Origin of the sequence: Caulobacter rhizosphaerae (assembly GCF_010977555.1) — a bacterium.
In the GTDB taxonomy this organism is placed as follows: domain Bacteria; phylum Pseudomonadota; class Alphaproteobacteria; order Caulobacterales; family Caulobacteraceae; genus Caulobacter; species Caulobacter rhizosphaerae.
Genome location: NZ_CP048815.1, coordinates 2,160,326 through 2,182,361, shown reverse-complemented (window position 1 = coordinate 2,182,361; position 22,036 = coordinate 2,160,326). Strand labels below are relative to the sequence as shown.

The following is a 22,036-nucleotide window of genomic DNA, read 5'->3' as shown; positions in this document are numbered from 1 at the left end:
GAGCGCCGATGGCTTGCGATCGCAAGGCCCTGGCTAGGCGCCGAACAGAGCCTCGTAGCGGGCGACGTTCTCGGCCAGCCACTGACGCAGGCGCTCCAATTCGTTGATGTGGACATGGGTCTCGTCCCGCACGCCGCCGTCCTCCGTCGGCGAACCCACTTGCAGCTTGCCGGTACGCAGGGCCTCCAGGCGCTGGTCGAGGGCCTCCTGCTCGGCCTTGTGTCGCTCAACGACGCGATTGATTTCGGCCTTGTCCATACCCGGTCTCCACTGCGACCGCCGGTTCAGTGCGGCGGTGTCGCTTGAAGTCCGAGTTTACGGCGCGCGCCGGGGCGCGTCGATCAAACTATGACCCGTAAGGAACATCCGGGCGCCCGCCCCGCCCGGATCCAGGCTCAGTTATGCACCCAGCGGCAGACCTTCTGCTTATGGCCGTGATGGCGCTCCCACTTGCAGACCTTGTGCTCATGACGGTGGTGCATGTCGCGCTCGCCGGCCGAGGCGGGCGCCGCAGCCGCCAGGCTCAAGGCGGCGAAGGCGAGCGTGGCGGTTCCAAGCAGCTTTGGGAAAGTCATGTGCGTCATGTCCTCCTGGAGGTGACGACCGGAAGTGGTCACGTGCACCGTCCCATCGCCATGTTGTCGCGGTGTTGCGATCTGTTTCGACGCCGTTGGCCTCACGGCTTCCCAGGCCACGAAACGGCCAAAAAAAAAGCCCGGCGCAAAGGCCGGGCAGTCATTAGGGAGGAAACGCCCAGGAAGGGCAGGAGCGCCAAGGGCGGCTCCACGGGTTGATAGCTAATGCGCCGGAGCCATCAATCAAGGGCAGGATCGTCGCCCTCCATGGTGAAGCTGTGGAGAACCTTCGTTTGTGCGGAAAGCGTGCAACAGCACGACTGGCGCCCAAACCCTGGGCGAAGACTTCTGTCCGGACAGCCAAGAACGCCAAGCGCGGGATCGTTCGGTCCATCGGCCGATTCGACACCGCCGAGCGCCGCGTGGACAGCCGGACCCAGGCCGGCTAAGCCTTCCACCGCTCGACGGCCAAGGTGAGGATCGATGAACGCGCCCCTGACCAGCGTCTTCGCCGAGCGGGTGGCCGGCGCCCATCGCTTCGGCCTCGATCGCGTGCGCCGCGCCGTGCGCTTCGCCATCGCCCACCGCGACCGCAAGCTTCCGCGCCTGGCCCAGATCCGCAACCTCGACTATCCGGCCGCCAGCGGGAAACGCGCCGTGCGGCTCTATGTGCCTCTGCATGCCGAGGCTGTGGGTCCGGCGATCCTGTTCTTCCATGGCGGCGGCTTCGTGATCTCGGATATCGAGACCCATGACGCTCTCTGTCAGCGCCTGGCCCATGCAGCCGGCGTCCGCGTGGTGTCCGCGGCTTACGGCCTGGCGCCCGAGCACCCTTTTCCTTCGCAGATCGAGGACGCCCGCGCGGCCTTTTCCTGGTTGCAGGACCAAGCCGCCGAACTTGGCGTCGACGTCGATCGCCTGGCGACGGCCGGCGACAGCGCCGGGGCCTATCTCGCCGCGACGGTGGCTCACGAAGCCAATAGCCAGCGGCCCGGTGCGGTAAAGATCCAGGGCCTGTTCTACCCGCTGGTCCACCTGGATGACGAGATCTGGGCCCAAACCCTGCTGCGCGACGCCCGCCTGATCGGACGACTGGCCATCGCCTATATCAACGCCCAATTGGCGACCGCCCACGCGCCTTCCCTGCTGGACGCCGTCGGTCCAGCGACTCCGCCGACGTTTCTGGTCAGCGGAGCCCTGCTCGATCCCGTCCACCCGGACGCTGTGAGCTACGCAAAGGCTCTGGAGGCGGCGGGCGTACCGGTGGAACTGAAGGTTTATCCGGGACAAGCCCACGGCTTCGTCAACTTCACCCATGTGCTGCCCGCGGCGGTCGATGCCGTCGCAGCGCTTGGCGAACGCCTGGGGAAAGCGCTACGAGACGGCGCATGACCGTTCTTTACATCGACGCTGACGCCTGCCCCGTGAAGGACGAGGTCTACAAGGTCGCCGCGCGCTACGGCCTGAAGACCTTCGTGGTCTCCAACAGCTGGATCCGCGTCCCTCAAACGCTCGCCATCGAGCAAATCGTGGTCGACGCCGGTCCCGATGTGGCGGACGACTGGATCGCCGAGCGGGCCGGTCCTGGCGACGTGGTGATCACCAACGACATTCCGCTGGCCGACAGGGTGCTGAAGGCGGGCGGTCAGGCCCTGGGCACGACAGGGCGCCTGTTCTCCGTCGACACCATCGGCTCGGCCCTGGCCTCGCGGATGATCGGCGAGCATCTGCGCTCGATGGGCGAGATCACGAGCGGCCCCAAGGCCTTCGGCGCCGCCGATCGTTCCAAGTTCCTGCAGGCGCTGGACACCGCGGTGGTCAAGGCCAAGCGCGTGGTCCGATGATCGAGATCACTTCCTGGCTGAGGATCGAGGATGACGAGATCGTCGAAAAGGCGACCCGCGCGTCAGGCCCCGGAGGTCAGCACGTCAACAAGACCAGTACGGCGATCGAGTTGCGCTTTGACGTGCGCAACTCCCCCACCTTGCCCGACGACGTCAAGACGCGGCTCGAGGCCCTCGCCGGCAGCCGCCTGACCCAGGACGGCGTAATCGTCCTGTTCGCCCAGGGCAGCCGCTCTCAGGAAATGAACCGGCAGGAAGCTCGCGACCGGCTCGTCGAGCTGATCCGCCGCGCGACCGAAAAGCCCAAACCTCGCCGACCGACCAAGCCGACCTACAGCAGCAAACTGAAAAGGTTGGAGACAAAGGGCAAGCGCTCGGGCGTCAAGGCGTTGCGTGGTCGGCCGAAGGGCGATGACTAGGCCTGGAGCAGCCTCTTAGCCCCGGGTCCAGATCGGCTCCGCCGAGCCGCGCCCGAACGACAGCACTTCGTGCTTCCACTCTGGCTCGGTGATCAATCCGCCGAGGATCTTCTGGAGATAGGTCGCGAGGTTGACCTGTTCCTCTTCAGTCAGTTCCGCGCAGACCTCCTGGTTGATCGGGTGGATGTCTTCCCGAACGCGGCCCAGAACGGCATGCCCTTCCGCGGTCAAGCGGACCACGACCTTGCGGCGATCCGACGCCTGGGTCCCGCGCTCGACCAGACCGTCGCGGATCAGGCCATCGATTGAGCGGGTCAGGGTCGTGCGATCGGCGGCGGACAGCCGCGCCAGGCGAGTCATCGAGCACTCGCCGAACCGCGCCAACGACGCCAGCGCCACCCACTTGGCGAAGCTCAAGCCGTGTTGCGCAATGCAGTCTGCGGCAAGGGCGCGCCGGTGCTGCTCGGTCTGGTACATCAGATAGCTGACATAGGTCGGCAACGGCAAACCGCGGCCCTCCCCTTGCTTCTGCTCTGACATGGTTCCCCCCACGCCAAATGGCGCGCCTTCATGTCACACGCGGAAGCGGCACACAATCGCAGCTCCGCTTGCCCGCGAATGGAGGCGGGCATTTGCATGCATTTGGAACTCGACGCCGTTCCCCCTGGCGCGAACGACAGCGAACATCGTTCGACCGTGGCTAACGCTACGCTAACCATAGGGTTCCAGACGAAACGACCCCCGCGAACAGGTTCGCGGGGGTCGTCTATGTCCCTAGAAAGGACCCGGATGCCGTATCAGGCGGCGCAGCTGGCGATCGCGGCGGGGATCGTGGCGTTGCGCGCACGGGCCCGCGCCAACCAGTCGTCGGGATAGGTCTCGCGTACGACGATCGATTTGAATTGACCGACCGGGATGCGGGTGTGCTCGCCTGGATTGAGGTCGCGCGACACCGAGTGACCGGCGAACTCTTCGATGATGGTGATCACCTGGCTGCTGCCGGCGGTGTTCTCGATCAAGACCATGTTCATGGGGGATGTCCTGGTGCTTGGATTCGGCGCTGGGCGTCAGGCGGTGTGGCGTTCGATATGCGCGGCCGGCTGGCGAGCCCAGGCCTTCACCTCGGACGGCGAGGCCAGCTTGCGGAAGGCGCCGCGGGCGTGCTCGTCGCAATACGAACCGCGGGCGGTCTTTTCGCGGCCGCAGAAACCGAAGTCGTGGGAGTCCGGATTGCCGATCGGCCAACGGCAGGAATGGATCTCCAGGCCCAGGATGTTCGCGGTCGGCGCCATCTCGGCGACCTCGACCAGGCGAAGCGCCGAGCGTTGGACAGGAGCGGTGTCGCGGATCGTGCGGGTCCGGGGTTGGGCCCGAACGGCGGTCCGCACCGCGCTGCGCTGACGGGTGGGGACCTCACGAACGGTGATGCCCAGACGGTGCACCTTGCCGATTACTGCGCTGCGGCTGACGCCGCCCAATTGGCGCGCCACCTGGCTGGCGCTCATACCCTCAAGCCACAGTTTGCGAAGCGTGGCGGTCCGCTCTTCGTTCCAGTCCATGATCTTGTTTTCCTACCCGGTCGCCGGAGCAGCCCCTCCGGCGCTCTCTGGGTACGTTTATGGTTAATTCTGGTCAATTTTTTATGTGCATACCCACGGTTTGTAATCGGGCATTTTGCTTTTACATTCTGTGAGATAACGCGCGTTGTCGCAGGGCGTTCGATGAAACGTGGCGAGACCTTGACCGGATAACGACGTTATATATTGGATGCGGAGCCCACAAATGGGCCAGAAAATGAATGCGGCGCCGCGCCGCACAGCTTGCGGCATAATGTCTGTCTGGAACGAGTAAATGCGTCAGGTTCATCTCGCCGCCGCCGCGGTCATCTGTGTCATTTTGGCCGGTTGTTCAAAGCCGAGCCCGGGGACTTCCGACGGCGGATCAGCAAGTTCAGCGCCTGCGGCGGCGCCGACGGACGCCCAGAAGCAGGCGCTACTGGCCGCCCTTCCCGCTCCCTACAATACCGGCGACCTGATGAACGGGCAGAGCAAGTTCGCCCTCTGCCGTTCGTGCCACACCATCACCGAAGGCGGTCCGAACATGACAGGCCCTAACCTGTACGGCGTGTTCGGACGGAAGGCCGGCAGCAAGCCCGACTACAAGTACTCGCCTGTCGTCGCGGCCGCCGGTTTCAATTGGGACGCCGAACATCTCGACAAGTGGCTGGACAACCCGCGCGGCTTCATGCCGGGCACCAAGATGACCTTCGCGGGCCTGCATGATCCCAAGGACCGCATCGATCTGATCGCCTATCTGAAGGTCGAAACCGGTTACAAGCCTCCCAAAGGCTGATAGGGCGCAACCCATGGAAGATGCGCGCGCGCCGCTGACCAAGGTCCACAGGGCCTGTGATCGATGGAGCGTCGTTAGGCTGGCGCTCCACGGAAAGGCCTGACGATGGCCGACGCTCGCGAGCTTGTCCTCCGACTGCATGAGGCGATCAGCCGCCGGGATGCGGAGACCGCCGCGGCTCTCTTCCATCCCCTCGCCCGGTTCCGGAACTATCTGGACGAGGGCCAGGTGGTTGGACCGGCCGGCGCGCAGGCTTTCTATCTCAGGCTGTTTGAGACCCTGGCCCCGAACATCGACCTCCTGTCGATCCAAACCCTGGCCGATGGGCGCGCACAAGCCGAGCTGCAGGTGTCGGTCCACGACCGCTCTGGCCGCCTTTGGTCGGACAGCCGGGTGACGGCGACCTACACGGTCCAGGACGGGCTGATCCAAAGCGTGGAGTTGGGCCCGGACCGTCCCTCCTAGACCAGCAGATCCGCGCAGGCGTCCAGAATGGCGTCGGCGTCCAGGCGGTACCGGGTGTAGAGGTCCGGCAAATCGCCCGACTGGCCGAAGGTCTCCAGTCCAAGCGCCCTCAGCCGCATGCCGCGCACGGAGCCCAGCCAGGACAGGGTCGAGGGGGCGCCGTCGATCACCGTCACCAGGCCCGCGTCGCGGGATAGCGGCGCCAGCAGGGCTTCGATCTTCGAAGTGCGCGGGCCGCCGTTCGTCCAGCGCGAACGGCCGGCGGCGGTCCAGTCGCGATGCAGGACGTCCGCGGAAGTCACGGCCAGCAGGCCCGCGCCCGGCTCGTCCTCCAGCACCGCCTCGAACGCCGCGAGCGCTTCCGGAGCCAGGGCGCCGGCATAGGCGATGGCCAGCCGAGCGCCGGGGGCTGGCGGGCGCAGCCAATACGCTCCATCGACGACGCCATGACGCCAGGCGTCGTCGGCGCGTTCGGGTTGGACGATCACCCGGGTCGACAGCCGCAGATAGGTGGAGGCTCCGTCCTTGGCCTGGATTCGGTCGAAGGCGTGGGCCATCAGCACCGCCGTCTCGTCCGCGAAGGCCGGCTCGTAGCTGTCCAGACCCGGCTGGCTCATGCCGATCAGCGGCGAGCCGATTGACTGGTGCGCGCCGCCTTCGGGCGCCAAGGTCAGGCCGCTGGGCGTGGCGACCAGCAGGAAGCGGGCGTCCTGATAGCAGGCGTAGTTCAGGGCATCCAGGCCGCGGGCGATGAACGGGTCGTAGAGCGTGCCGACCGGGAACAGCCGCTCGCCGAACAGCGGCGCTGTCAGGCCCAAGGCCGCCAGGGCGATGAACAGGTTATTCTCGGCGATGCCAAGCTCGACATGCTGGCCGGTCTCGGCCTTGGACCACACCTGAGCCGACGGAATGCGCCGACGCTTGAACACGTCCTCATGCGCCCGCCGCTGGAACACGCCCCGGCGGTTCACGAAGCCGCCGAGATTGGTCGAGACCGTGACGTCTGGCGAAGTAGTCACCACACGGCCGGCGAACTCGTCGTCCCGGCGGGCGATCTCGAACATCACCTTGCCGAACGCGGCCTGGGTGGACTGTTCGCCGCCGCCCGAGACAGCCGCCAACAGAGCGTCGGACGACGGTGTCGGGATCGCCGGCGCGAGGTGCTCGCGCTCGATATTGGCCGCGAAGGGCGCCCTGGCCACCAGCCCCTTGAGGGCTGTGTGCTCCGCCGCCGAGAGGCCCGACAGCGGATCCCATTCCTCGCCCTCAATCACGCCCAACCGCGCGCGTAGTTCGGCGATTTGGGTCTCTGTCATCAGGCCGGCGTGGTTGTCCTTGTGCCCCTGGAACGGCAGGCGCAGGCCCTTGACTGTGTAGGCGATGAAGAAACGCGGCGCATCGTCCTGGCTCGCCCGATCGAAGGCCTCCAGGATGGTCTCCATGCAATGACCGCCCAACTCGGTCATCAGTTCGCCCAGGTCGATGTCCTTGTACGCCGCGACCAGCTTCAAGGCGTCGGCGTCCCCGGCCAGGTCAGCGTTCAGCCGTTCGCGCCAGGCCGCGCCGCCCTGATAGCTGAGCGCCGCATAGAGGTCGTTGGGCGCGGTTTCGATCCATTGCTGCAGAGCCGGACCGCCGGGCCTGGCGAAGGCCTCGCGCTGGCGCCTGGACCATTTCAGCGTCTCCACGGTCCAGCCGGCGGCCTCGAAGATTTCGCCATAGCGGGTGAACATACGGTCCTGGGTGGTCGCATCCAGGCTCTGGCGGTTGTAGTCGACGATCCACCAGGTGTTGCGGATGTCGTGTTTGCAGGCCTCGATCAGGGCCTCGTAGATGTTGCCCTCGTCCAATTCGGCGTCGCCTAGCAGCGAGATCATCCGCCCCATCTTCTCGGGCTTCACGGCGCCGCGGGCGGCCAGATAGTCTTGGGCCAGGGAGGCGAACGCGGTCATAGCCACGCCCAGACCCACGGACCCGGTCGAGAAATCGACGTCGTCGGTGTCCTTGGTGCGCGAGGGATAGGACTGGGCGCCGCCCAGGGCCCGGAAGGCCTTGAGCTTCTCCAGGCTCTGGCGGCCGAATAGGTGCTGCACGGCGTGGAACACCGGGCTGGCGTGCGGCTTGACCGCCACCCGGTCCTGCGGCCGAAGCGCCTTCATGTACAGCGCCGTCATCAGGGTGGTCATCGAGGCGCAGGACGCCTGGTGACCGCCGACCTTCAGTCCGTCACGGCTTTCACGCAGATGGTTGGCGTTGTGGATCGTCCACGAGGCCAGCCAGAGAATGCGTTCCTCGATGCGTCGCAGAAGCGCAAGCTCCTGCCGCTTCGCCGCCAATACGGCCTCGGCCATGCTTCCTCACCCGGTTCAGACGGGTGAGGCATGCCCCTCCCCGCTCTTCTCGCGGGCTTCATAGTCCTCGATCTGCCGCGAAGTCCACTCCGGAGACTTCGTGAAGCGGGCCAGCAGGTTGTAAAACACCGGCACCACGAACAACGTCAGCAGGGTCGCGAAGATCGCGCCGGTGAAGATCACCGCCCCGATCGTCTTGCGGCTGCCGGCGCCGGCGCCCGCCCACAGCATCAGCGGCAGGGCGCCCATCGCCGCCGAGATGGAGGTCATGATGATCGGACGCAGGCGCAGGGCGGCGGCTTCGATCACGGCCTCGCGGACCTTCAGGCCCTCGTCGCGCAGCTGGTTGGCGAACTCGACGATCAGGATCCCGTTCTTGGCCGCGATGCCGACCAGGATGATCAAGCCGATCTGGCTGTAGGTGTTGATCGTCGAGCCGGTGATCAGCAGGCCGAACAGCCCGCCCAGCGCCGCCAGCGGCACGGTCAGCATGATCACGGCCGGGTGGATCCAGCTTTCGAACTGCGCGGCCAGCACCAGGAACACCAGCAACAGCGCCAGGCCGAAGGCCAGGCCCACAGCGCCGGAAGCTTCCAGATAGTCCTTGGCTTGGCCGCCCCACTTGACGCTGACGCCGGGGGTGGGATGGGCGGCGGCCTGATCCTGGAAGAACTTCACCGCGTCGGCGACCGTGTAGCCGGGGTTCAACTGGGTGGTCAGGGTCACGGCCCGGAGACGGTCCACCCGGGGACGATCGGGCGTGTCGCCCCGCAGCTCGGTGGTGACCACCGTCGACAGCGGCACCAGGGCGCCGGACAACGTCCGCACCTGCAGGCGATTGAGATCCTCGATGCCGCGACGCTGCTCCAGCGCGGTCTGCAGGATGACGTCATACTCCTGGCCGGACTTGATGTAGGTCGTCACCTGGCGCGAGCCGAACATGGTCTCCAGCGCCCGGCCAACCGACTGGGCCGAAACGCCCAGGGTCGCGGCCTTGTCGCGATCGATCTGCACCGACAATCGCGGCGCGGTCGGCTCGTAGTCGAGGCGCGGCCGCGACAGGCCCGGATTGGCCTGAGAGGCGCTGAGGATGGGCTTGAGCCAGTTGGCAAGCTGGACGTAGTCGTTGCCGACGGCGATCAGGTCGACATTGGTGCCGCCGCCGCCGCCGCCGCCACCGCCGCGCTGGAAGGCGCCGCGCACCGAGGCCACGGCTCGCACGCTGGTGATCCTCGACAGGCTCTTGTTGAGTTCGGCGGCGACCTCGTCGGCCGACTTGTCACGCTCGCCCCACGGCTTGAGCGCGATGACTGCGTTGCCGGTGTTGAACTGGCTCTGGCCAAAGCGCGGTACGGTGATGATCGTACGCTCGGCCACGCCATCCTTGCGATACTGATCGAGGATCTTCTCGATCCTGTCGGCGACCTTGACCGTCGCGTCAAAGCCGCTGCCCTCGGGGCCGTTGATCGACACGTCGACGCGGCCACGGTCTTCCGCGGGCACCAGTTCCTGCGGCAGCAGGGCGAACAGCCCGCCGGCGCACACCGCCAGGACCAGCACCGAAAGACCGGTGACCAAAGTGGCCGAGCCCTTGCCCAGCAGGCCTTCCAGCGAATGGCGGTAGCTGTCCTTCAGCGCGTCCATGGCGCGGTCGACCCGGCGCGACAGCCAGTTGGCGCTGGCTGGCTTGAGCAGCTTGGACGCCATCATCGGCGACAGGCTCAGCGCCAGCAGCGCCGAGAAGCCCACGGCGGCGGCGATGGCCACAGCCAGTTCGACGAACAGCCGGCCGATATAGCCGGGCAGGAACATCAGCGGGGCGAAGACCGAGATCAGCACGACGGTGGTGGCCACGACCGCGAAGAACACCTGGCGGGTGCCACGCAGGGCCGCCACCGTCGACGGCTCGCCCTCGTCGACGCGGCGCTGAATGTTCTCGACCACGACGATGGCGTCGTCGACCACCAGGCCGACGGCCAGCACCAGGGCCAGAAGGGTCAGCAGGTTCAGCGAGAAGCCCAGCGGCGCCAGGACGATGAAGGTCGACAGGATACAGATCGGCGCGACGATCGACGGAATCAGGGCCGAGCGCCAGCTGCCCAGGAACAGCAGGTTGACCAGAGCGACCAGGGCGATCGAGATGCCCATCGTGATCCACACCTCGTGGATCGCCTCGGCGGTGAACACCGAGTTGTCGATCGCCACGATCATCTTCGTGCCGGCCGGCAGCGTCTGGTTGATGGTCGCGACTTCCTTGCGGACGGCGTCCGAGATCGCCACGTCGTTAGCCTGCGACTGGCGGGTCAGGGCGATGCCGACCTGCGGAACGCCATTGCCGCGGAACAGCTTGCGGCGTTCGTCCGCCCCCTCCTCGACCCGCGCCACGTCCCCCAGGCGGACCACGAAACCCTCGGCGTCACCGCCGCGCAGGGGCAGCTTCAGGAAGTCCTCGGGCTTGGAATAGGCGCGGCTGACCCGGATCGTGAAGTCCTTGGTGGCGCCTTCCAGGGCGCCGGCGGGCAGTTCCACGTTCTGGGCGTTGAGCGCGTTCTCGACATCGTCGACCGTCACGCCGCGCGCGGCCATGGCGTCGGCGTCCAGCCAGATGCGCATGGCGTAGAGCGGCGCGCCGTAGAGGTTGGCCTGGGCCACGCCGGGGATCGTCGACATCCGCTCGACCAGATAACGGTCGGCATAGTCGGCCAGCTCCAGGGTGCTGAGGGTGCTGGAGGTTAGGTTCAGGACGATGATCGGCGAGGAGTCGGCGTTGGCCTTGGCGATCTGCGGCGGGTCGGCTTGGTCAGGCAGGTTCGCCGCCACCCGGCTGACCGCGTCGCGCACGTCGTTGGCGGCCGCGTCGAGGTCGCGATCCAGCGTGAAGGTGATGGTGATCTGCGAGCGACCGTCGCGCGAGGAGCTGTTGACACGGTCGATGCCCTGGATCCCGGCGACCTGGCGCTCGATGATCTGGGTGATCCGCTCTTCGATCACCTCGGCCGAGGCGCCGCGATAGGCGGTCGAGATCGACACCACCGGCGGATCCACGCTCGGCAATTCGCGGATCGGGAGGCTCTTGAAGGCGGCCAGGCCGATGACGCAGAGGATGATCGCCGCGACTGCGGCGAAGACCGGCCGACGAACGGAAAGGTCGGAAAGCATCAGCCGGCCTTCTGCTTGCGATCACCCTGGCCAGCTTGAGGGCCCGCCTGGGGCTTCCCGCCGCCGGCGTTGACCGGCGCGCCGTCCTGCACGCGATTGAGACCGTCGCCGACCAGCTTGTCGCCAGCTTTCAGGCCGGAGGTGATTTCAATGAAGCCGTCCGCGGCGATGCCGGTCTGAACCGAAGCGCGGCGAGCGACCAGACCCTTGGGTCCCCTGGCAATCAGGAACACCGAGGCTTGGGAACCCTCGAACTGCACGGCGGCCTCGGGCACGGCCACGGCCTGACGCTGTCCCTGAGCGATACCGACCTTGATCAGCATGCCGGGCTTGAGGCGACCATCGGCGTTGGGGAATTCGGCCCGGGCCTTCAGGGCGCGGGTGGTCGGGTCGATCCGGGTGTCGATCTGGGCTATGCGGCCGGTGAAGCTCTCGCCCGGCAAGGCGTCGGGCTTGGCGGTAATCGTCAACCCTTCGCGTAGGATCGGCAGGTAGCGGTCGGGCACGGAGAAGTCGACGCGGATCAGCGAGACGTCGTCCAGGCTGACGATGGGTGTTCCCGGGCTGATTAGGGTCCCAGGCGCAATGTCCGAAATGCCCACCCGGCCTGAGAACGGCGCGCGGATCACCTTGTCCAGCTTCTGGGCGCTGGCGGCGGCGAGGGCGGCGCGGGCGGTGTCGCGCGCGGCCATGTACTGTTCGGCCGAGGCGCGCGGGGCGATGCCACGGTCGGCCAGGGTCTTCCACCGCGTATATTCGCGCTCGGCCTGGGCCAGTTGAGCCTGGGCCTCGGCGATGCCGGCGGTCTCCTGGTCGGCCTTCAGCTCGACCAGCACCTGCCCCTTGGTGACGGTTTGCCCATCACGAAAGTGGACGGCGGTGATCAACTCGGCGGTGTTCGAGGTGAGGGTCACCGACTGACGGCCCTTGGCCACGCCCAGCACCTCGATCCGGTCGGTAAAGGCGCGCGGCTGGGCGACGACCTGCGACACCGGCGTCGCGCGTCCGCCGGCAGCGCCCCCCTGCCCCGTCGCCTTCCCGCCGAAGGCCAGTTTCAGCCCGCCGACCAGCAGCATCAGCAGGACAGCGACCACCGCTCCGACCAGAAAGAAATGTCTGCGGATCACGAAAAGCTCCGGGCGCCGGAATGGAACGGCTCAGCTAATACAAAACGGCTCATTAGCCGCCAGCCCTAGCCTGCGTCCAGTGACACACGGATGACCAAATATTACAGTTCTGAAATATCAGAACCGCCGCCACACCGCCACAACCGGGCCGCGGTCGGCCGGCGTCTCACGCCCCAGGATCGTCTGACGCCATCCAGCCTGCAGGCTCCAGACGCCCAGGTCGCGCGTCAGGGATATCTCGCTCTTGCACCAGCGCGACCTGACAGGCTGTGAATCCGCCTGGCCGGCGAAGGTCTGGGCCATCAACAGCCAGCGGGGCCGAGGTTTGAGCCCTGCGGTGACATCGACCCTGGTCTCGTCGGCAAGGCCGCTTCGTTTCAAGCGGGCGACCTGAAACTCAGCGAAGGCCTGCATGGTTCGCCACTGGCCAGAGGTTCCCGCCAGCAGACGCGCCTCAAGGTCCGTGGCGCCCTGTCCCGGCGCCGCATAGCCGGCGTTGCGCCCCACGCCGTCCCGGGCGGCGCCCAGATAAAGACTGACGACTGATCGATCCGTGTGCAGCAAGGCGTACCGCAAACCCAGTTCGACGGATCCCAGCCCTTCATAATCGACGAAATCGTCGTGGCCGCGAGTCAGGGCCGTCTTGGCCTGCAGGGTCAGGCGGTCGGTCAGGCCGTACTCGCCGTACAGCGACAGGGTCTGGTCGTGACGGCGCGCGATCGCGACCTCCACGCCGTCCGGACCAAAGCCCGTGTCGGCCTTCTGGTCCTCGTACTTGAGGATGGCCAGCCCCTCGCCGTCCTTCATGGGCCAGGCGCCAGCCCAGGCCGGCCCGAACACCCCGCTCAGCGCGCAAAAGAAAGCCGCCGCGGCCCCGAGAGCCACGGCGGCGTTTCGTTTTCGACGCCTGGGCGTCAATCCACGTAACCGGGGGACTCCCGGTCGAGTTTGCGCAAGCAGCCCGGCCAGGCCAGGCCGGCGATCATGCCCATGCCCATGCCGGTCTGGCTGCGGACCTCGGCCTGGGCGGCGTCCGGCGCTTCGAGCACGTTCTGGCGACCCGCGCTCAACGCCATCACCTGCTGGGCGCAGGCCCGTTCCAGGAAGAACATGCCCAACCAGCACTCGGCCGCCGTCGTCCCCACGGACAGGGTGCCGTGGTTTCGCAGCATCATCAGCTTTTTCTCGCCGAGGTCGGCCACCAGGCGTTCCCGTTCGTCAAGGTTGAGCGCAATGCCTTCATAGTCGTGATAGGCGAGCTGAGGCAAGACAATTAGCGAATGCTGCGACAGCGGCAGCAGACCTTCCTTGTTTGCGGACACCGCCACGCCCTGATCGGTGTGCAGGTGCATGACGAAATGGGCGTCCTCGCGGGCGGCGTGGACCGCCGAATGGATCGTGAAGCCCGCCGGATTGATGAAGTACGGCGTCTTGTCGATGACATTGCCGTCCAGGTCGACCTTGACCAGGCATGAAGCGGTCATCTCGCCGAAGAACATGCCGTAGGGGTTGATCAGGAAATGGTGCTCCGGTCCGGGAATGCGGGCCGAGATGTGGGTGAAGATCATGTCGTCCCAGCCGTGGACGGCGACCAGGCGATAGAGCGCGGCCAGATCGACGCGAGCCTTCCATTCGGCCTCGCTGACCTTGTCCTTGAGCGACGTGGCGATGGGCGATGCACCGTCGGCCATGAGCGGATCCTCCGTAGGTTATCATTGTTAGGTTTGAAGGTCGCGCCGCTGGGTCCTTGCGTCAAGCGGCCGTTCGAGGGAGGGACACTCGTCCCCCTCTCCTCGGAACGCGTTCCCATGATCCCCTGGCAGCATCTCGACACCGCCCAGGTGCCCGGCGACGGCGAAGACCTGCGGCTGATGCGGCGCGGGACCGAGTTCTCGATCATGACCGGCGGCATCGAACTGATGAACAGCCGGCTCAGCGGCTCGGAAGAGGCGATGGCCGCCCTGGCCTTCGAGCGCGTCGGCCAACGCCCCAGGGCGCGGGTGCTGATCGGCGGGCTGGGCATGGGCTTCACCTTGCGCGCCGCCCTCGCCGCCTTCGGAGCCGACGCGGAGATTGTCGTGGCCGAACTCGTGCCGGCTGTCGTCGCCTGGGCGCGGGGCCCGCTAGCGGACCTGCACGGGGCCAGCCTCGACGATCCCCGGGTCAGCATTCACCAGGGTGACGTCGGGGAGCCGATCCGCGCCGGCGAAGCGGCCTTCGACGCCATACTGCTGGACGTCGACAATGGGCCTGGCGGCCTCAGCCGCAAGGAGAATGACGGCCTCTACAGCCCGACGGGCCTGGCCGCCGCCAAGCGCGCCCTGCGCCCTGGCGGGGTGCTGGAGGTCTGGTCCTCGACCCGCGACAGCGCCTTCACCCAGCGCCTGAAACGCGCCGGCTACGGGGTGGAGGAGATCGGCGTCCGCGCCCACAAGGGACGCGGTGCGCGGCATGTGATCTGGATGGCGACGCGACCCTGAGGGGCAGAGGCTCAGAACAGGCTTTTGGTGTAGCCGCCGTCGATGCGGATGGTCTCCCCCGTCAGGAAGCTCGCCCGGGTCGAGCAAAGGAAGGCGACCAGGGCGCCCATCTCCTCCGGACGTCCCCAGCGGCCGACCGGCAGCATCGCCCTGTACCACTCGGCGGTCTTCACCCCGGTCCCCGAGGCGCGATACTCGCGCGACAGCTCGCTGTCGAACGGGCCCGTGGCGATGGTGTTGGCGGTGATCCCGTACGGCCCGAACTCCTGGGCCAAGCTCTTCATCAGGGCGGCGACGGCCACGCGCGTGTTGACCGCGGGCATTGGGTCCTCAAGGTGCGGCGTCTTCATGGCGATGGAGCCGATATTGACCAGGCGGCCCCAGCCGTCGCTCCGCATGGCGGGGATCACCGCTCGGGCGAGCCAGACCTGGCTCATCACGAAATTGCGGTGGGTCTCGCTGAAGACGTCGTCGGCGCAATTGTCGAAGCCGCGTCCCCGGTTGGTCACGGGATCGGGAAACGGCCCCGGCGAATTGACCACCAGGACCTGGCAATCGCCGTACGCTCGCTGGGCGGCGTCGACGATCGTCGCGCAACCGGCCTCGGTGGTCATGTCGGCGACCACGCCCGTCGCCTCGCCCCCGCTCTCGCGGATCGCCTCGACCGTCTCGTCCACCTTGTCGGCCAGCCGGCCCGACAGCACGACCCGCGCGCCTTCCCGGCTCAGTTCCTCCGCCACGCCCCGTCCGCAGCCCCGACTCCCACCGGCGACGATGGCGATCTTTCCGTTGAGACCCAGATCCATGGCGCGCTCCGTTGAGGCGCCGCATTCTGTCGAAGGCGGATCCGACGGGCGCCCCTGCGGCCCCACCCATCGCAGGCGTGATCCGAGGTCTTGCGGCTCGCGGAGAACCCGGCGCCTCAGTCCCCCCGGTCGCCCTTCATCAGCCGCGCCTTGTCGCGCTGCCAGTCGCGGGCGGCCTCGGTCTCGCGCTTGTCGTGGTTCTTCTTGCCCTTGGCCAGGCCGATCTCCAGCTTAGCCAAGCCCTTCTCATTCCAATAGAGCTTGAGCGGGATCAGGGTGCGGCCGTCGCGCTGGACCGCGCCGATCAGCTTGTCGATCTGCTTGCGGTGCAGCAGCAGCTTCCGGTGGCGGCGGGGTTCGTGGTTGAAGCGATTAGCGTGGCCATAGGGCGGAATGTCGGCGTTGATCAGCTTGATCTCGCGCCCTTCGACCGAAGCGTAGGATTCGGCGATGTTGGCCCGGCCCACGCGCAACGACTTCACCTCGGTGCCGGTCAGCATCAGCCCGGCCTCGACGGTCTCCTCGATGAAGTAGTCGTACCGCGCGCGGCGGTTCTCGGCGATCGGCTTGGTCATCAGACCAGACCCGCCTCGCGCATGGCCTCAAGGATCGCCGGCTTCACCGCGTCGCTGCACGGGGCGATCGGCAGGCGCACGTCGGCCTCGCACAGGCCCAGGTGGGCCATGGCGAACTTGGTCGGCGACGGCGAGGCGTCGAGGAACAGCGCCTTGTGCAGCCGCACCAGGCGATCCTGCCAGTAGAGCGCGGTCTCCCACTCGCCGTTCAGGCAGGCGTTGATGAAGGTGGCGCAGGCGTCCGGCGCCACGTTCGAGGTCACCGAGATCACCCCGTGGCCGCCGTGGGCCACGTAGCCGAGCGCGGTCGGATCGTCGCCCGACAGCATGACCCAGTCCGGGCCGCACATGATCCGCTGGAAACTGGCGCGAGTCAGGTCGCCGGTGGCGTCCTTGATGCCGACGATGTTGGGCAGCTTGGACAGCCGCTCCAGGGTTTCGTTGGCGATGTCCGACCCTGTGCGGCCCGGCACGTTGTAGACCAGCACCGGCAACTGCACGGCGTCGTTGATCGCCTTGTAGTGCTGGTAGACGCCTTCCTGGCTAGGACGCACATAGTAGGGCGAAACCACCAGGGCCGCGTCGGCGCCGACGGCCTTGGCGTGGGCGACTAGTTCGATCGCCTCGGCGGTCGAGTTGGAGCCGGCCCCGGCGATCACCGGCACGCGGCCGCGGGCGGTCTGCACGCACAGTTCGACAACGCGCTTGTGCTCATCGTGGCTCAGGGTCGCGGTCTCGCCGGTGGTGCCGACCGGCACCAGGCCGTGCACGCCGCCGGCGATCTGGCGCTCGACCAGGGCCACGAAGGCTTTCTCGTCCACCGCGCCGTCGCGGAAAGGCGTGACCAGCGCCGGAATGACGCCCTTGAACGGAGAATGAGCCATGACTTGCAATTTGCCGTGAGAAACGCGCCGCGACGGTTGCGGCCAGAGGATGGGGGCGGACAATATGTCCCGCCCCCCATGTCCCGCAACCGGTCCGTGACGCTCTGCACCGATTTGGGGACGTTTCTGCAAGGGTCAATCCGCCGCGAAGCGGTCTATAAGCGCCAATCAGGGTCGCAAGCGCCGCAAATCGGCCCCTCCGCTATCGGAAAACGGCGAGAATGCAGCCCATCAGGGCCAGAGAATCGAAGGGAGACGACGTTTTGGCGTCAGGGTTGTTGGGTAAGGTGTTGCTGGGCGGATCCGCGGTGGTGGCGCTCTTCGGTGTGGCGCTTGCCCAAGATGACGTCGACCTGCCCCGTGCGCCCCAGCCCTATACGGGAAGCGCCACGCCCCCGGGCCTGATCACCACGCCGCCCACCGCGACCTACGCCACGCCCGCCGAGGCCGACGCGGCCAACCTTCGTACGGCGGTCGCCAGTCGCGATCCCGCTACGATCCGCATGGCCATGTCGAGCATCCAGGATCCGCTGTCGCGCAAGATCGCGCTCTGGGCGCTGGTCGACGCCGGAGCCGAGAGCATGAGCTTCTTCGAGCTTGACCAGGCGCGCCGCGACCTCTCGGGCTGGCCCCGCGCCCAGCGTCGCGAGAACGCCGCCGAAAAGGCCCTGGCTCTTTCTGGGCTGGACGCCCAGCGGATGATCGCCTGGTTCGGCGGCCGCGACCCGCAGACGGCGGAAGGCGCCATGTCGCTCGCCGCCGCCTACCAGGCCGCCGGCCGCACCGGCGACGCGACCAACCTGATTCGCCGCTGGTGGCGCGACCAAGTGTTCGAACTCGACGCTCAGCGCGCGATGCTGGCCCGCTTCGGCACGCTGCTGACGAGCGACGACCACGTCCGCCGCGCCGACATCCTGCTGTACGGCGCGCAAGGTCCCGCGGCCCGCGACATGGTCGCCCTGCTGCCCTACGACCAGCAGGCGGCCGCCCAGGCGCGCATCGCCTTCCGCTCGAACGCCAGCAACGCCAACGACCTCTACGCGGCGCTTTCGCCTGCCCAGCAGGCCCTGCCCGGCGTGGTCTTCGAACGCGCCGCCTATCTGCGCCGCAAGGGCCTGGACACCCTGGCCCTGCCGCTGGCCAGCCAGTTCCCCGCCCCTCCGCCCAGCAACGACGCGGCGTCCGCCATCTGGCGCGAGCGCAAGCAGTTGGTGGTGTCCGCCCTGAAGAACGGCGACAGCGCCAGCGCCTACGCCGCCGCCAACGCCCGCCTCAAGGAAGGCGCCGACGCGGCCGAAAGCGAGTTCTACGCCGGCTGGATCGCCCTGGCCCGCCTTAAGGACGCCGACCGCGCCGCCGCCCACTTCGCCCGCATCGCCGAGATCGGCGCCTCGCCGATCACCCGCGGCCGCGCCCTCTATTGGCAGGGCCGCGCCGCCGAGGCCCAGGGCGACCGCATCGCCGCCCAGGCCTTCTATGCCGAGGGCGCGCGCTACATCACCACGTTCTACGGTCAGTTGGCCGCCGAAAAGGCGGGGATCAAGGAGATCCGCCTCGACAAGGACCCGACGATCACCCAGGCCGACCGCGCTCGTTTCGAGGGCCGCGAACTGGTGCGGGCGGTGCGCACCTTGATGGCGGCCGGGGCCCGCGACCAGGTGCGGGTCTTCGTGCTGTTCATCGACGACCAACTTCCCTCCGCCGAGGAAGAGGCCCTGCTGGTGGATCTAGCCCGCAGCTACGGCGATCCGGACCTGGCCATGCGCGCGGTCCGCACCGCCGCTCAGCGCGGCTTCACCCTGCCCGAGCGCGGCTATCCGCTGCTCGACCACCTGTTCACCCCCGGACCGGGCGCGGCCGAGACGGCCTTCGTCTATTCAATCTCGCGCCAGGAAAGCAATTTCGACCCCAACGCCCGTTCCGCCCCCGGGGCGCGCGGCATGATGCAACTGATGCCGGCCACCGCCGCCATCGTCGCGCGACAGCTGGGTGAGAGCCACAGCGTCGATCGCCTGTCCGACCCGTTCTACAACATGCGCCTGGGCTCGACCTATCTAGGCAGCATGGTCAGCAATTTCAGCGGCTCGTACATCATGGCCGCCGCCGCCTACAACGCCGGGCCCGGCCGTCCGACCCAGTGGGTCACCCTGTGCGGCGATCCGCGCGGCGCCACCACCGATCCGCTGGACTTCATCGAGTGCATCCCGTTCTCGGAGACCCGCAATTACGTTATGCGGACCATCGAGACGACCATGGTGTATCGCGCCCGCCTGAACGGCGGCGTGGCCCCGCTGACCCTGTCGAGCGACCTGAAGCGTGGCGGCTACAACTATGCGGGACCGACAGGGACGACGCCAAGCGGTCTGCCGCCGATCGGCGGATCGTCCACGGCGATCCCGCAGGGCGGCTACGTGCCGGGGACGCGATAGCCGTTTAGGGCGGCGGCGTCCCTGAACGTCGCGCCGCCACGATGAGACCGGCCGGCGTCTCGACCAGCGCCCCGTCAAGCCGGAACACCTTGGCCAGCACTTCGGACGACAAGGCCTGGCGTGGCGCCTCGTCGGCCGCCACCCGGCCGTGGTCCAGCACAAGGATCCGGTCGCAGGACCGCGCCGCCAGGCCCAGGTCGTGCAGCGTCACGACCACCGCCGCGCCGGCCGCCGCCTCGGCGCGCAGCAGGTCCAGCGTCAGAAGCTGGGCGTCGGGATCCAGTCCCGCCACCGGCTCGTCGGCGACCAGCAGCGGAGCGCGCGTGGCTAGCAATCTGGCCAGCAGCACACGAGCGCGCTCGCCGCCCGACATGTCGAGCACGCCGCGCTGGGCCAGATCGGCGACGCCCACCCGCTCCAGGCGCTCACGGGCGACGGCCAGGGCTTTGCTCGAGGGCAGGTCCGGCGCGCCGAGGGCTGCGACCTCCAGGGCCGGCAGGTTCCAGGCCAGGCGACGTTCCTGCGGCAGATAGCCGACCAGGCGGGCGCGTTCGACGGGGTTCAGGCCGCCGACTGGACGTCCGGCCAGTCGCGCCTGCCCCGTTTCCAATGGCATCAGCCCCAGCCCGGCCCGCAGCAGGCTGGTCTTGCCCGCACCATTGGGACCAACCACGCCCAGCACCTCGCCCGGCGCGACGCTCAGGGCCGCGCCGTCCAGCACCAGCGCCCTGCCGCGCCGGGCCCTGGCGTCCGCGATAGTCCAGCCCGCCGTCATGACCGCCAGCTCCGCGCCGCGCGCCAGGCCAGCAAGGCGAACACCGGCGCGCCGAACAGGGCTGTCACGACGCCCAGCTTCAGCTCCTGCTCGCTCGGGATCAGCCGGGCGGCCAGGTCGGCGGCGACCAGCAGCACCGCGCCCGCCAGGGCCGAGGGCCGCAGCAGCCGGCCTGGATCGTCGCGCACGGCGGCCCGCACCAGATGCGGCGCGGCCAGGCCGACGAAGCCGATCACCCCGGCCGCCGCGACCGAGGCCCCCGCGAGCAAGGCCGAACCCGCCACGGCCGCCACCCGCAGCCGCGCCATCGGCAGGCCGGACATCTGGGCCGCCTCCTCGCCCAGGGTCAGCATCCGCAGGCCCTGGGCGGCGTAGAGGCAGAGCCCCGCCCCGACCGCCATCGGCCCCGCCGCCCGCAGGATGTCGGTGAAGTCGCGGTTCTCGACCGAACCCATCAACCAGGCCAGCACCTCGGCGATGGCCACCGGTGACGGGGAGAGATTGAAGACCAGCGCCGTCAGGGCGCCGGCGAAGGCCGACAGGGCCACGCCGAACAGGATCAGCACCTCGGGCTCGCGGAACCGCGCCGCCAGGCCGACCACCACCGCGCCCGCCGCCAAAGCCCCGGCCAGGGCGGCCAACTCGATCGCGCCGGGAAACGCCGCCAAACCGCCGGCGATGGCCAGGGCGGCGCCCAGGCCCGCCGTGGCCGAGACGCCCAGCACCCCAGGCTCGGCCAGGGGATTACGCAGCAGCCCCTGCATCGTCGCCCCCGCCAGGCCCAGGCCCGCCCCGACCAGGGCGGCCATCAGCACTCGCGGCAGGCGGATGGTCCACAGCACCTCGGCGGGCGGCGAGGCCAGATCGGTCAGCGCCTGGCGGTATTGCACGGCGCTCAGCGCGCTTTCGCCCAGGCTGACTGCGACGGCGGCCGTGGCGATCAGCGCCAGCAGCAGGCAAAGCTCCAGGCGACGCGACCTCATCGCGCCGCCTCCGCCAGCGCCCGCGCCCCGTCGGCGGCGAACCAGGCCGAGCACCCCAGCATGGCCCCGGGCAGGGAGGCCACCACCCGACCTCGCGTCGCCTTGCGCAGCGCCGCGTGACGCCCCGGCCCCCAACGGTCGGCTCCGGCCCGGGTCAGGTCGAAGAAGCCCAACACCACCGCCTTCGGCGGCTTCAGCACCAGGCTCTCCAGGGGCGCGGGGGAGAAATAGGGCTGGGTCGCGGCGTTGGTGAAGCCCGCCGCTCGCAGCATGGCGTCGATCATAGTGTCGGGACCGGCCGTGTAGCCGCCCGGCGTCAGGTAGAAGGCGGCCTGTCCCCGGCCGGCGCCAGCCGCCTTCGCCAGGTCAGCGTCCATCCGCGCGAGCAAGGCCTCGCCCTCCGGCCCACGGTTCAACGCCCGGGCCACCCGGCGGACATTGGTCCGCACGCCTTCGAAGTTGGTGGCGTCGCCCAGGCTGATCGTGCGTACGCCGCGTCGGGCGAGAGCCGCCGTCAGCCGGGCGTCGCCGCCCCATTGACGCACCACGAGGTCGGGACGAGCGCCCAGCACCGCCTCCAGCGTTGTTCGTCGTTTCGGCAGGCCCGCGGCCCTGGCGCGAAGGAAGGAGTCCGGCGCGTTGGCCCGCGGTGACACGCCGACGATGGTCTCGCGCGCCGCGAGGGCCAGGACATATTGGTCGGCGCAGGAGTCCAGCGACATCACCCGCTCGGCGGCCATCCGGGCGGCGGCGGGCTCCGCGACCGCCGCCAGGCCGGCGACGAGGCCGGCGAGCAAGGCGGCGCGCATGGG

Annotated in this window: 23 protein-coding genes; 7 read left to right on the top strand and 16 right to left on the bottom strand. The window is 68.3% G+C overall.

Annotation, left to right across the window (positions count from 1 at the left end):
* Positions 1-33 precede the first annotated feature (33 nt).
* Positions 34-258 carry a hypothetical protein gene (locus G3M57_RS10170; RefSeq protein ID WP_163230307.1) on the bottom strand — a complete coding sequence of 75 codons (225 nt, stop codon included), beginning with the start codon at positions 256-258 and terminating at the stop codon, positions 34-36.
* A 137-nt stretch (positions 259-395) separates the two neighbouring features.
* A complete protein-coding gene (locus tag G3M57_RS10165) occupies positions 396-575 on the bottom strand; it encodes a hypothetical protein (RefSeq protein WP_156402324.1) in 180 nt (59 codons plus the stop codon).
* Between the two features lie 483 nt (positions 576-1,058).
* Between G3M57_RS10165 and G3M57_RS10160 the strand changes: the two genes are divergently transcribed.
* Genes G3M57_RS10160 through arfB form a run of 3 tightly spaced genes read left to right on the top strand, consistent with a single transcriptional unit; the run spans position 1,059 to position 2,838 of the window.
* Complete coding sequence (locus tag G3M57_RS10160) at positions 1,059-1,967, top strand: alpha/beta hydrolase (RefSeq protein ID WP_163230305.1); 909 nt, start codon at positions 1,059-1,061, stop codon at positions 1,965-1,967.
* Entirely contained in the window at positions 1,964-2,419 is a 456-nt protein-coding gene (locus G3M57_RS10155) for a YaiI/YqxD family protein (RefSeq protein ID WP_056759942.1), read from the top strand. Before G3M57_RS10160 ends, G3M57_RS10155 begins: the two co-directional genes overlap by 4 nt.
* Positions 2,416-2,838, top strand: a complete 423-nt coding sequence (gene arfB / locus G3M57_RS10150; protein WP_056759940.1) for an alternative ribosome rescue aminoacyl-tRNA hydrolase ArfB — start codon at positions 2,416-2,418, stop codon at positions 2,836-2,838. Before G3M57_RS10155 ends, arfB begins: the two co-directional genes overlap by 4 nt.
* A 15-nt stretch (positions 2,839-2,853) precedes the next feature.
* Here arfB and G3M57_RS10145 read toward each other — a convergent pair whose 3' ends face one another.
* The 3 genes from G3M57_RS10145 to G3M57_RS10135 all read right to left on the bottom strand — a co-directional run bounded on the left by G3M57_RS10145 (position 2,854) and on the right by G3M57_RS10135 (position 4,397).
* Positions 2,854-3,378 carry a MarR family winged helix-turn-helix transcriptional regulator gene (locus tag G3M57_RS10145; RefSeq protein WP_056759938.1) on the bottom strand — a complete coding sequence of 175 codons (525 nt, stop codon included), beginning with the start codon at positions 3,376-3,378 and terminating at the stop codon, positions 2,854-2,856.
* 257 nt (positions 3,379-3,635) lie between these two features.
* A complete protein-coding gene (locus G3M57_RS10140) occupies positions 3,636-3,869 on the bottom strand; it encodes a hypothetical protein (RefSeq protein ID WP_163230303.1) in 234 nt (77 codons plus the stop codon).
* Between the two features lie 36 nt (positions 3,870-3,905).
* A complete protein-coding gene (locus tag G3M57_RS10135) occupies positions 3,906-4,397 on the bottom strand; it encodes a GcrA family cell cycle regulator (RefSeq protein ID WP_056759935.1) in 492 nt (163 codons plus the stop codon).
* Positions 4,398-4,689: 292 nt separating this feature from the next.
* Here G3M57_RS10135 and G3M57_RS10130 point away from each other — a divergent pair, with 292 nt between their 5' ends.
* A complete protein-coding gene (locus G3M57_RS10130; RefSeq protein WP_163230301.1) occupies positions 4,690-5,190 on the top strand; it encodes a c-type cytochrome in 501 nt (166 codons plus the stop codon).
* Between the two features lie 105 nt (positions 5,191-5,295).
* Positions 5,296-5,655 carry a nuclear transport factor 2 family protein gene (locus G3M57_RS10125; protein WP_056759931.1) on the top strand — a complete coding sequence of 120 codons (360 nt, stop codon included), beginning with the start codon at positions 5,296-5,298 and terminating at the stop codon, positions 5,653-5,655.
* Here G3M57_RS10125 and G3M57_RS10120 read toward each other — a convergent pair.
* From G3M57_RS10120 to G3M57_RS10100, 5 genes are all read right to left on the bottom strand, one after another.
* A complete protein-coding gene (locus G3M57_RS10120; protein ID WP_163230299.1) occupies positions 5,652-8,006 on the bottom strand; it encodes a transketolase in 2,355 nt (784 codons plus the stop codon). The two genes, G3M57_RS10125 and G3M57_RS10120, sit on opposite strands and share 4 nt — an antisense overlap.
* Before the next feature lie 15 nt (positions 8,007-8,021).
* The gene (locus G3M57_RS10115) at positions 8,022-11,165 is read right to left on the bottom strand and encodes an efflux RND transporter permease subunit (RefSeq protein WP_163230297.1); all 3,144 of its coding nucleotides are present in this window, start codon (positions 11,163-11,165) and stop codon (positions 8,022-8,024) included.
* A complete protein-coding gene (locus G3M57_RS10110) occupies positions 11,165-12,292 on the bottom strand; it encodes an efflux RND transporter periplasmic adaptor subunit (protein WP_056759925.1) in 1,128 nt (375 codons plus the stop codon). The genes G3M57_RS10115 and G3M57_RS10110 overlap by 1 nt, the downstream gene beginning before the upstream one ends.
* A 117-nt stretch (positions 12,293-12,409) precedes the next feature.
* Positions 12,410-13,177 (bottom strand): hypothetical protein, encoded by a 768-nt coding sequence (locus tag G3M57_RS10105; protein WP_056759923.1) that lies wholly within the window; start codon positions 13,175-13,177, stop codon positions 12,410-12,412.
* Between the two features lie 29 nt (positions 13,178-13,206).
* A complete protein-coding gene (locus tag G3M57_RS10100) occupies positions 13,207-13,983 on the bottom strand; it encodes a class II aldolase/adducin family protein (RefSeq protein WP_163230295.1) in 777 nt (258 codons plus the stop codon).
* A 117-nt stretch (positions 13,984-14,100) separates the two neighbouring features.
* On the opposite strand from G3M57_RS10100, the gene G3M57_RS10095 reads away from it, so the two are divergent.
* Complete coding sequence (locus tag G3M57_RS10095) at positions 14,101-14,772, top strand: spermine/spermidine synthase domain-containing protein (RefSeq protein ID WP_056759919.1); 672 nt, start codon at positions 14,101-14,103, stop codon at positions 14,770-14,772.
* Positions 14,773-14,783: 11 nt separating this feature from the next.
* Here the strand turns inward: G3M57_RS10095 and G3M57_RS10090 are convergent, their stop codons facing one another.
* The 3 genes from G3M57_RS10090 to dapA all read right to left on the bottom strand — a co-directional run bounded on the left by G3M57_RS10090 (position 14,784) and on the right by dapA (position 17,037).
* Positions 14,784-15,578 (bottom strand): SDR family oxidoreductase, encoded by a 795-nt coding sequence (locus G3M57_RS10090; protein WP_163230293.1) that lies wholly within the window; start codon positions 15,576-15,578, stop codon positions 14,784-14,786.
* A gap of 116 nt (positions 15,579-15,694) precedes the next feature.
* Positions 15,695-16,153 carry an SsrA-binding protein SmpB gene (gene smpB / locus G3M57_RS10085; RefSeq protein ID WP_056759915.1) on the bottom strand — a complete coding sequence of 153 codons (459 nt, stop codon included), beginning with the start codon at positions 16,151-16,153 and terminating at the stop codon, positions 15,695-15,697.
* The gene (dapA, locus tag G3M57_RS10080; RefSeq protein WP_056759913.1) at positions 16,153-17,037 is read right to left on the bottom strand and encodes a 4-hydroxy-tetrahydrodipicolinate synthase; all 885 of its coding nucleotides are present in this window, start codon (positions 17,035-17,037) and stop codon (positions 16,153-16,155) included. The genes smpB and dapA overlap by 1 nt, the downstream gene beginning before the upstream one ends.
* A 263-nt stretch (positions 17,038-17,300) precedes the next feature.
* Here dapA and G3M57_RS10075 point away from each other — a divergent pair, with 263 nt between their 5' ends.
* Positions 17,301-19,466 (top strand): lytic transglycosylase domain-containing protein, encoded by a 2,166-nt coding sequence (locus G3M57_RS10075; protein ID WP_163230291.1) that lies wholly within the window; start codon positions 17,301-17,303, stop codon positions 19,464-19,466.
* A 4-nt stretch (positions 19,467-19,470) separates the two neighbouring features.
* On the opposite strand, the gene G3M57_RS10070 is transcribed toward G3M57_RS10075, so the two are convergent.
* From G3M57_RS10070 to G3M57_RS10060, 3 genes are read right to left on the bottom strand one after another with little or no spacing between them, the layout of a single operon-like run.
* Entirely contained in the window at positions 19,471-20,241 is a 771-nt protein-coding gene (locus G3M57_RS10070) for an ABC transporter ATP-binding protein (protein ID WP_163230289.1), read from the bottom strand.
* Positions 20,238-21,278 carry a FecCD family ABC transporter permease gene (locus G3M57_RS10065; RefSeq protein WP_163230287.1) on the bottom strand — a complete coding sequence of 347 codons (1,041 nt, stop codon included), beginning with the start codon at positions 21,276-21,278 and terminating at the stop codon, positions 20,238-20,240. The genes G3M57_RS10070 and G3M57_RS10065 overlap by 4 nt, the downstream gene beginning before the upstream one ends.
* Positions 21,221-22,033 (bottom strand): ABC transporter substrate-binding protein, encoded by an 813-nt coding sequence (locus G3M57_RS10060; protein ID WP_163230285.1) that lies wholly within the window; start codon positions 22,031-22,033, stop codon positions 21,221-21,223. The genes G3M57_RS10065 and G3M57_RS10060 overlap by 58 nt, the downstream gene beginning before the upstream one ends.
* Positions 22,034-22,036 lie beyond the last annotated feature (3 nt).

Coding starts and splice junctions, on each gene's coding strand:
- G3M57_RS10170 (WP_163230307.1), bottom strand. CDS start 258: ATGGACAAGGCCGAAATCAATCGCGTCGTTGAGCGACACAAGGCCGAG.
- G3M57_RS10165 (WP_156402324.1), bottom strand. CDS start 575: ATGACTTTCCCAAAGCTGCTTGGAACCGCCACGCTCGCCTTCGCCGCC.
- G3M57_RS10160 (WP_163230305.1), top strand. CDS start 1,059: ATGAACGCGCCCCTGACCAGCGTCTTCGCCGAGCGGGTGGCCGGCGCC.
- G3M57_RS10155 (WP_056759942.1), top strand. CDS start 1,964: ATGACCGTTCTTTACATCGACGCTGACGCCTGCCCCGTGAAGGACGAG.
- arfB (WP_056759940.1), top strand. CDS start 2,416: ATGATCGAGATCACTTCCTGGCTGAGGATCGAGGATGACGAGATCGTC.
- G3M57_RS10145 (WP_056759938.1), bottom strand. CDS start 3,378: ATGTCAGAGCAGAAGCAAGGGGAGGGCCGCGGTTTGCCGTTGCCGACC.
- G3M57_RS10140 (WP_163230303.1), bottom strand. CDS start 3,869: ATGAACATGGTCTTGATCGAGAACACCGCCGGCAGCAGCCAGGTGATC.
- G3M57_RS10135 (WP_056759935.1), bottom strand. CDS start 4,397: ATGGACTGGAACGAAGAGCGGACCGCCACGCTTCGCAAACTGTGGCTT.
- G3M57_RS10130 (WP_163230301.1), top strand. CDS start 4,690: ATGCGTCAGGTTCATCTCGCCGCCGCCGCGGTCATCTGTGTCATTTTG.
- G3M57_RS10125 (WP_056759931.1), top strand. CDS start 5,296: ATGGCCGACGCTCGCGAGCTTGTCCTCCGACTGCATGAGGCGATCAGC.
- G3M57_RS10120 (WP_163230299.1), bottom strand. CDS start 8,006: ATGGCCGAGGCCGTATTGGCGGCGAAGCGGCAGGAGCTTGCGCTTCTG.
- G3M57_RS10115 (WP_163230297.1), bottom strand. CDS start 11,165: ATGCTTTCCGACCTTTCCGTTCGTCGGCCGGTCTTCGCCGCAGTCGCG.
- G3M57_RS10100 (WP_163230295.1), bottom strand. CDS start 13,983: ATGGCCGACGGTGCATCGCCCATCGCCACGTCGCTCAAGGACAAGGTC.
- G3M57_RS10095 (WP_056759919.1), top strand. CDS start 14,101: ATGATCCCCTGGCAGCATCTCGACACCGCCCAGGTGCCCGGCGACGGC.
- G3M57_RS10090 (WP_163230293.1), bottom strand. CDS start 15,578: ATGGATCTGGGTCTCAACGGAAAGATCGCCATCGTCGCCGGTGGGAGT.
- smpB (WP_056759915.1), bottom strand. CDS start 16,153: ATGACCAAGCCGATCGCCGAGAACCGCCGCGCGCGGTACGACTACTTC.
- dapA (WP_056759913.1), bottom strand. CDS start 17,037: ATGGCTCATTCTCCGTTCAAGGGCGTCATTCCGGCGCTGGTCACGCCT.
- G3M57_RS10070 (WP_163230289.1), bottom strand. CDS start 20,241: ATGACGGCGGGCTGGACTATCGCGGACGCCAGGGCCCGGCGCGGCAGG.
- G3M57_RS10060 (WP_163230285.1), bottom strand. CDS start 22,033: ATGCGCGCCGCCTTGCTCGCCGGCCTCGTCGCCGGCCTGGCGGCGGTC.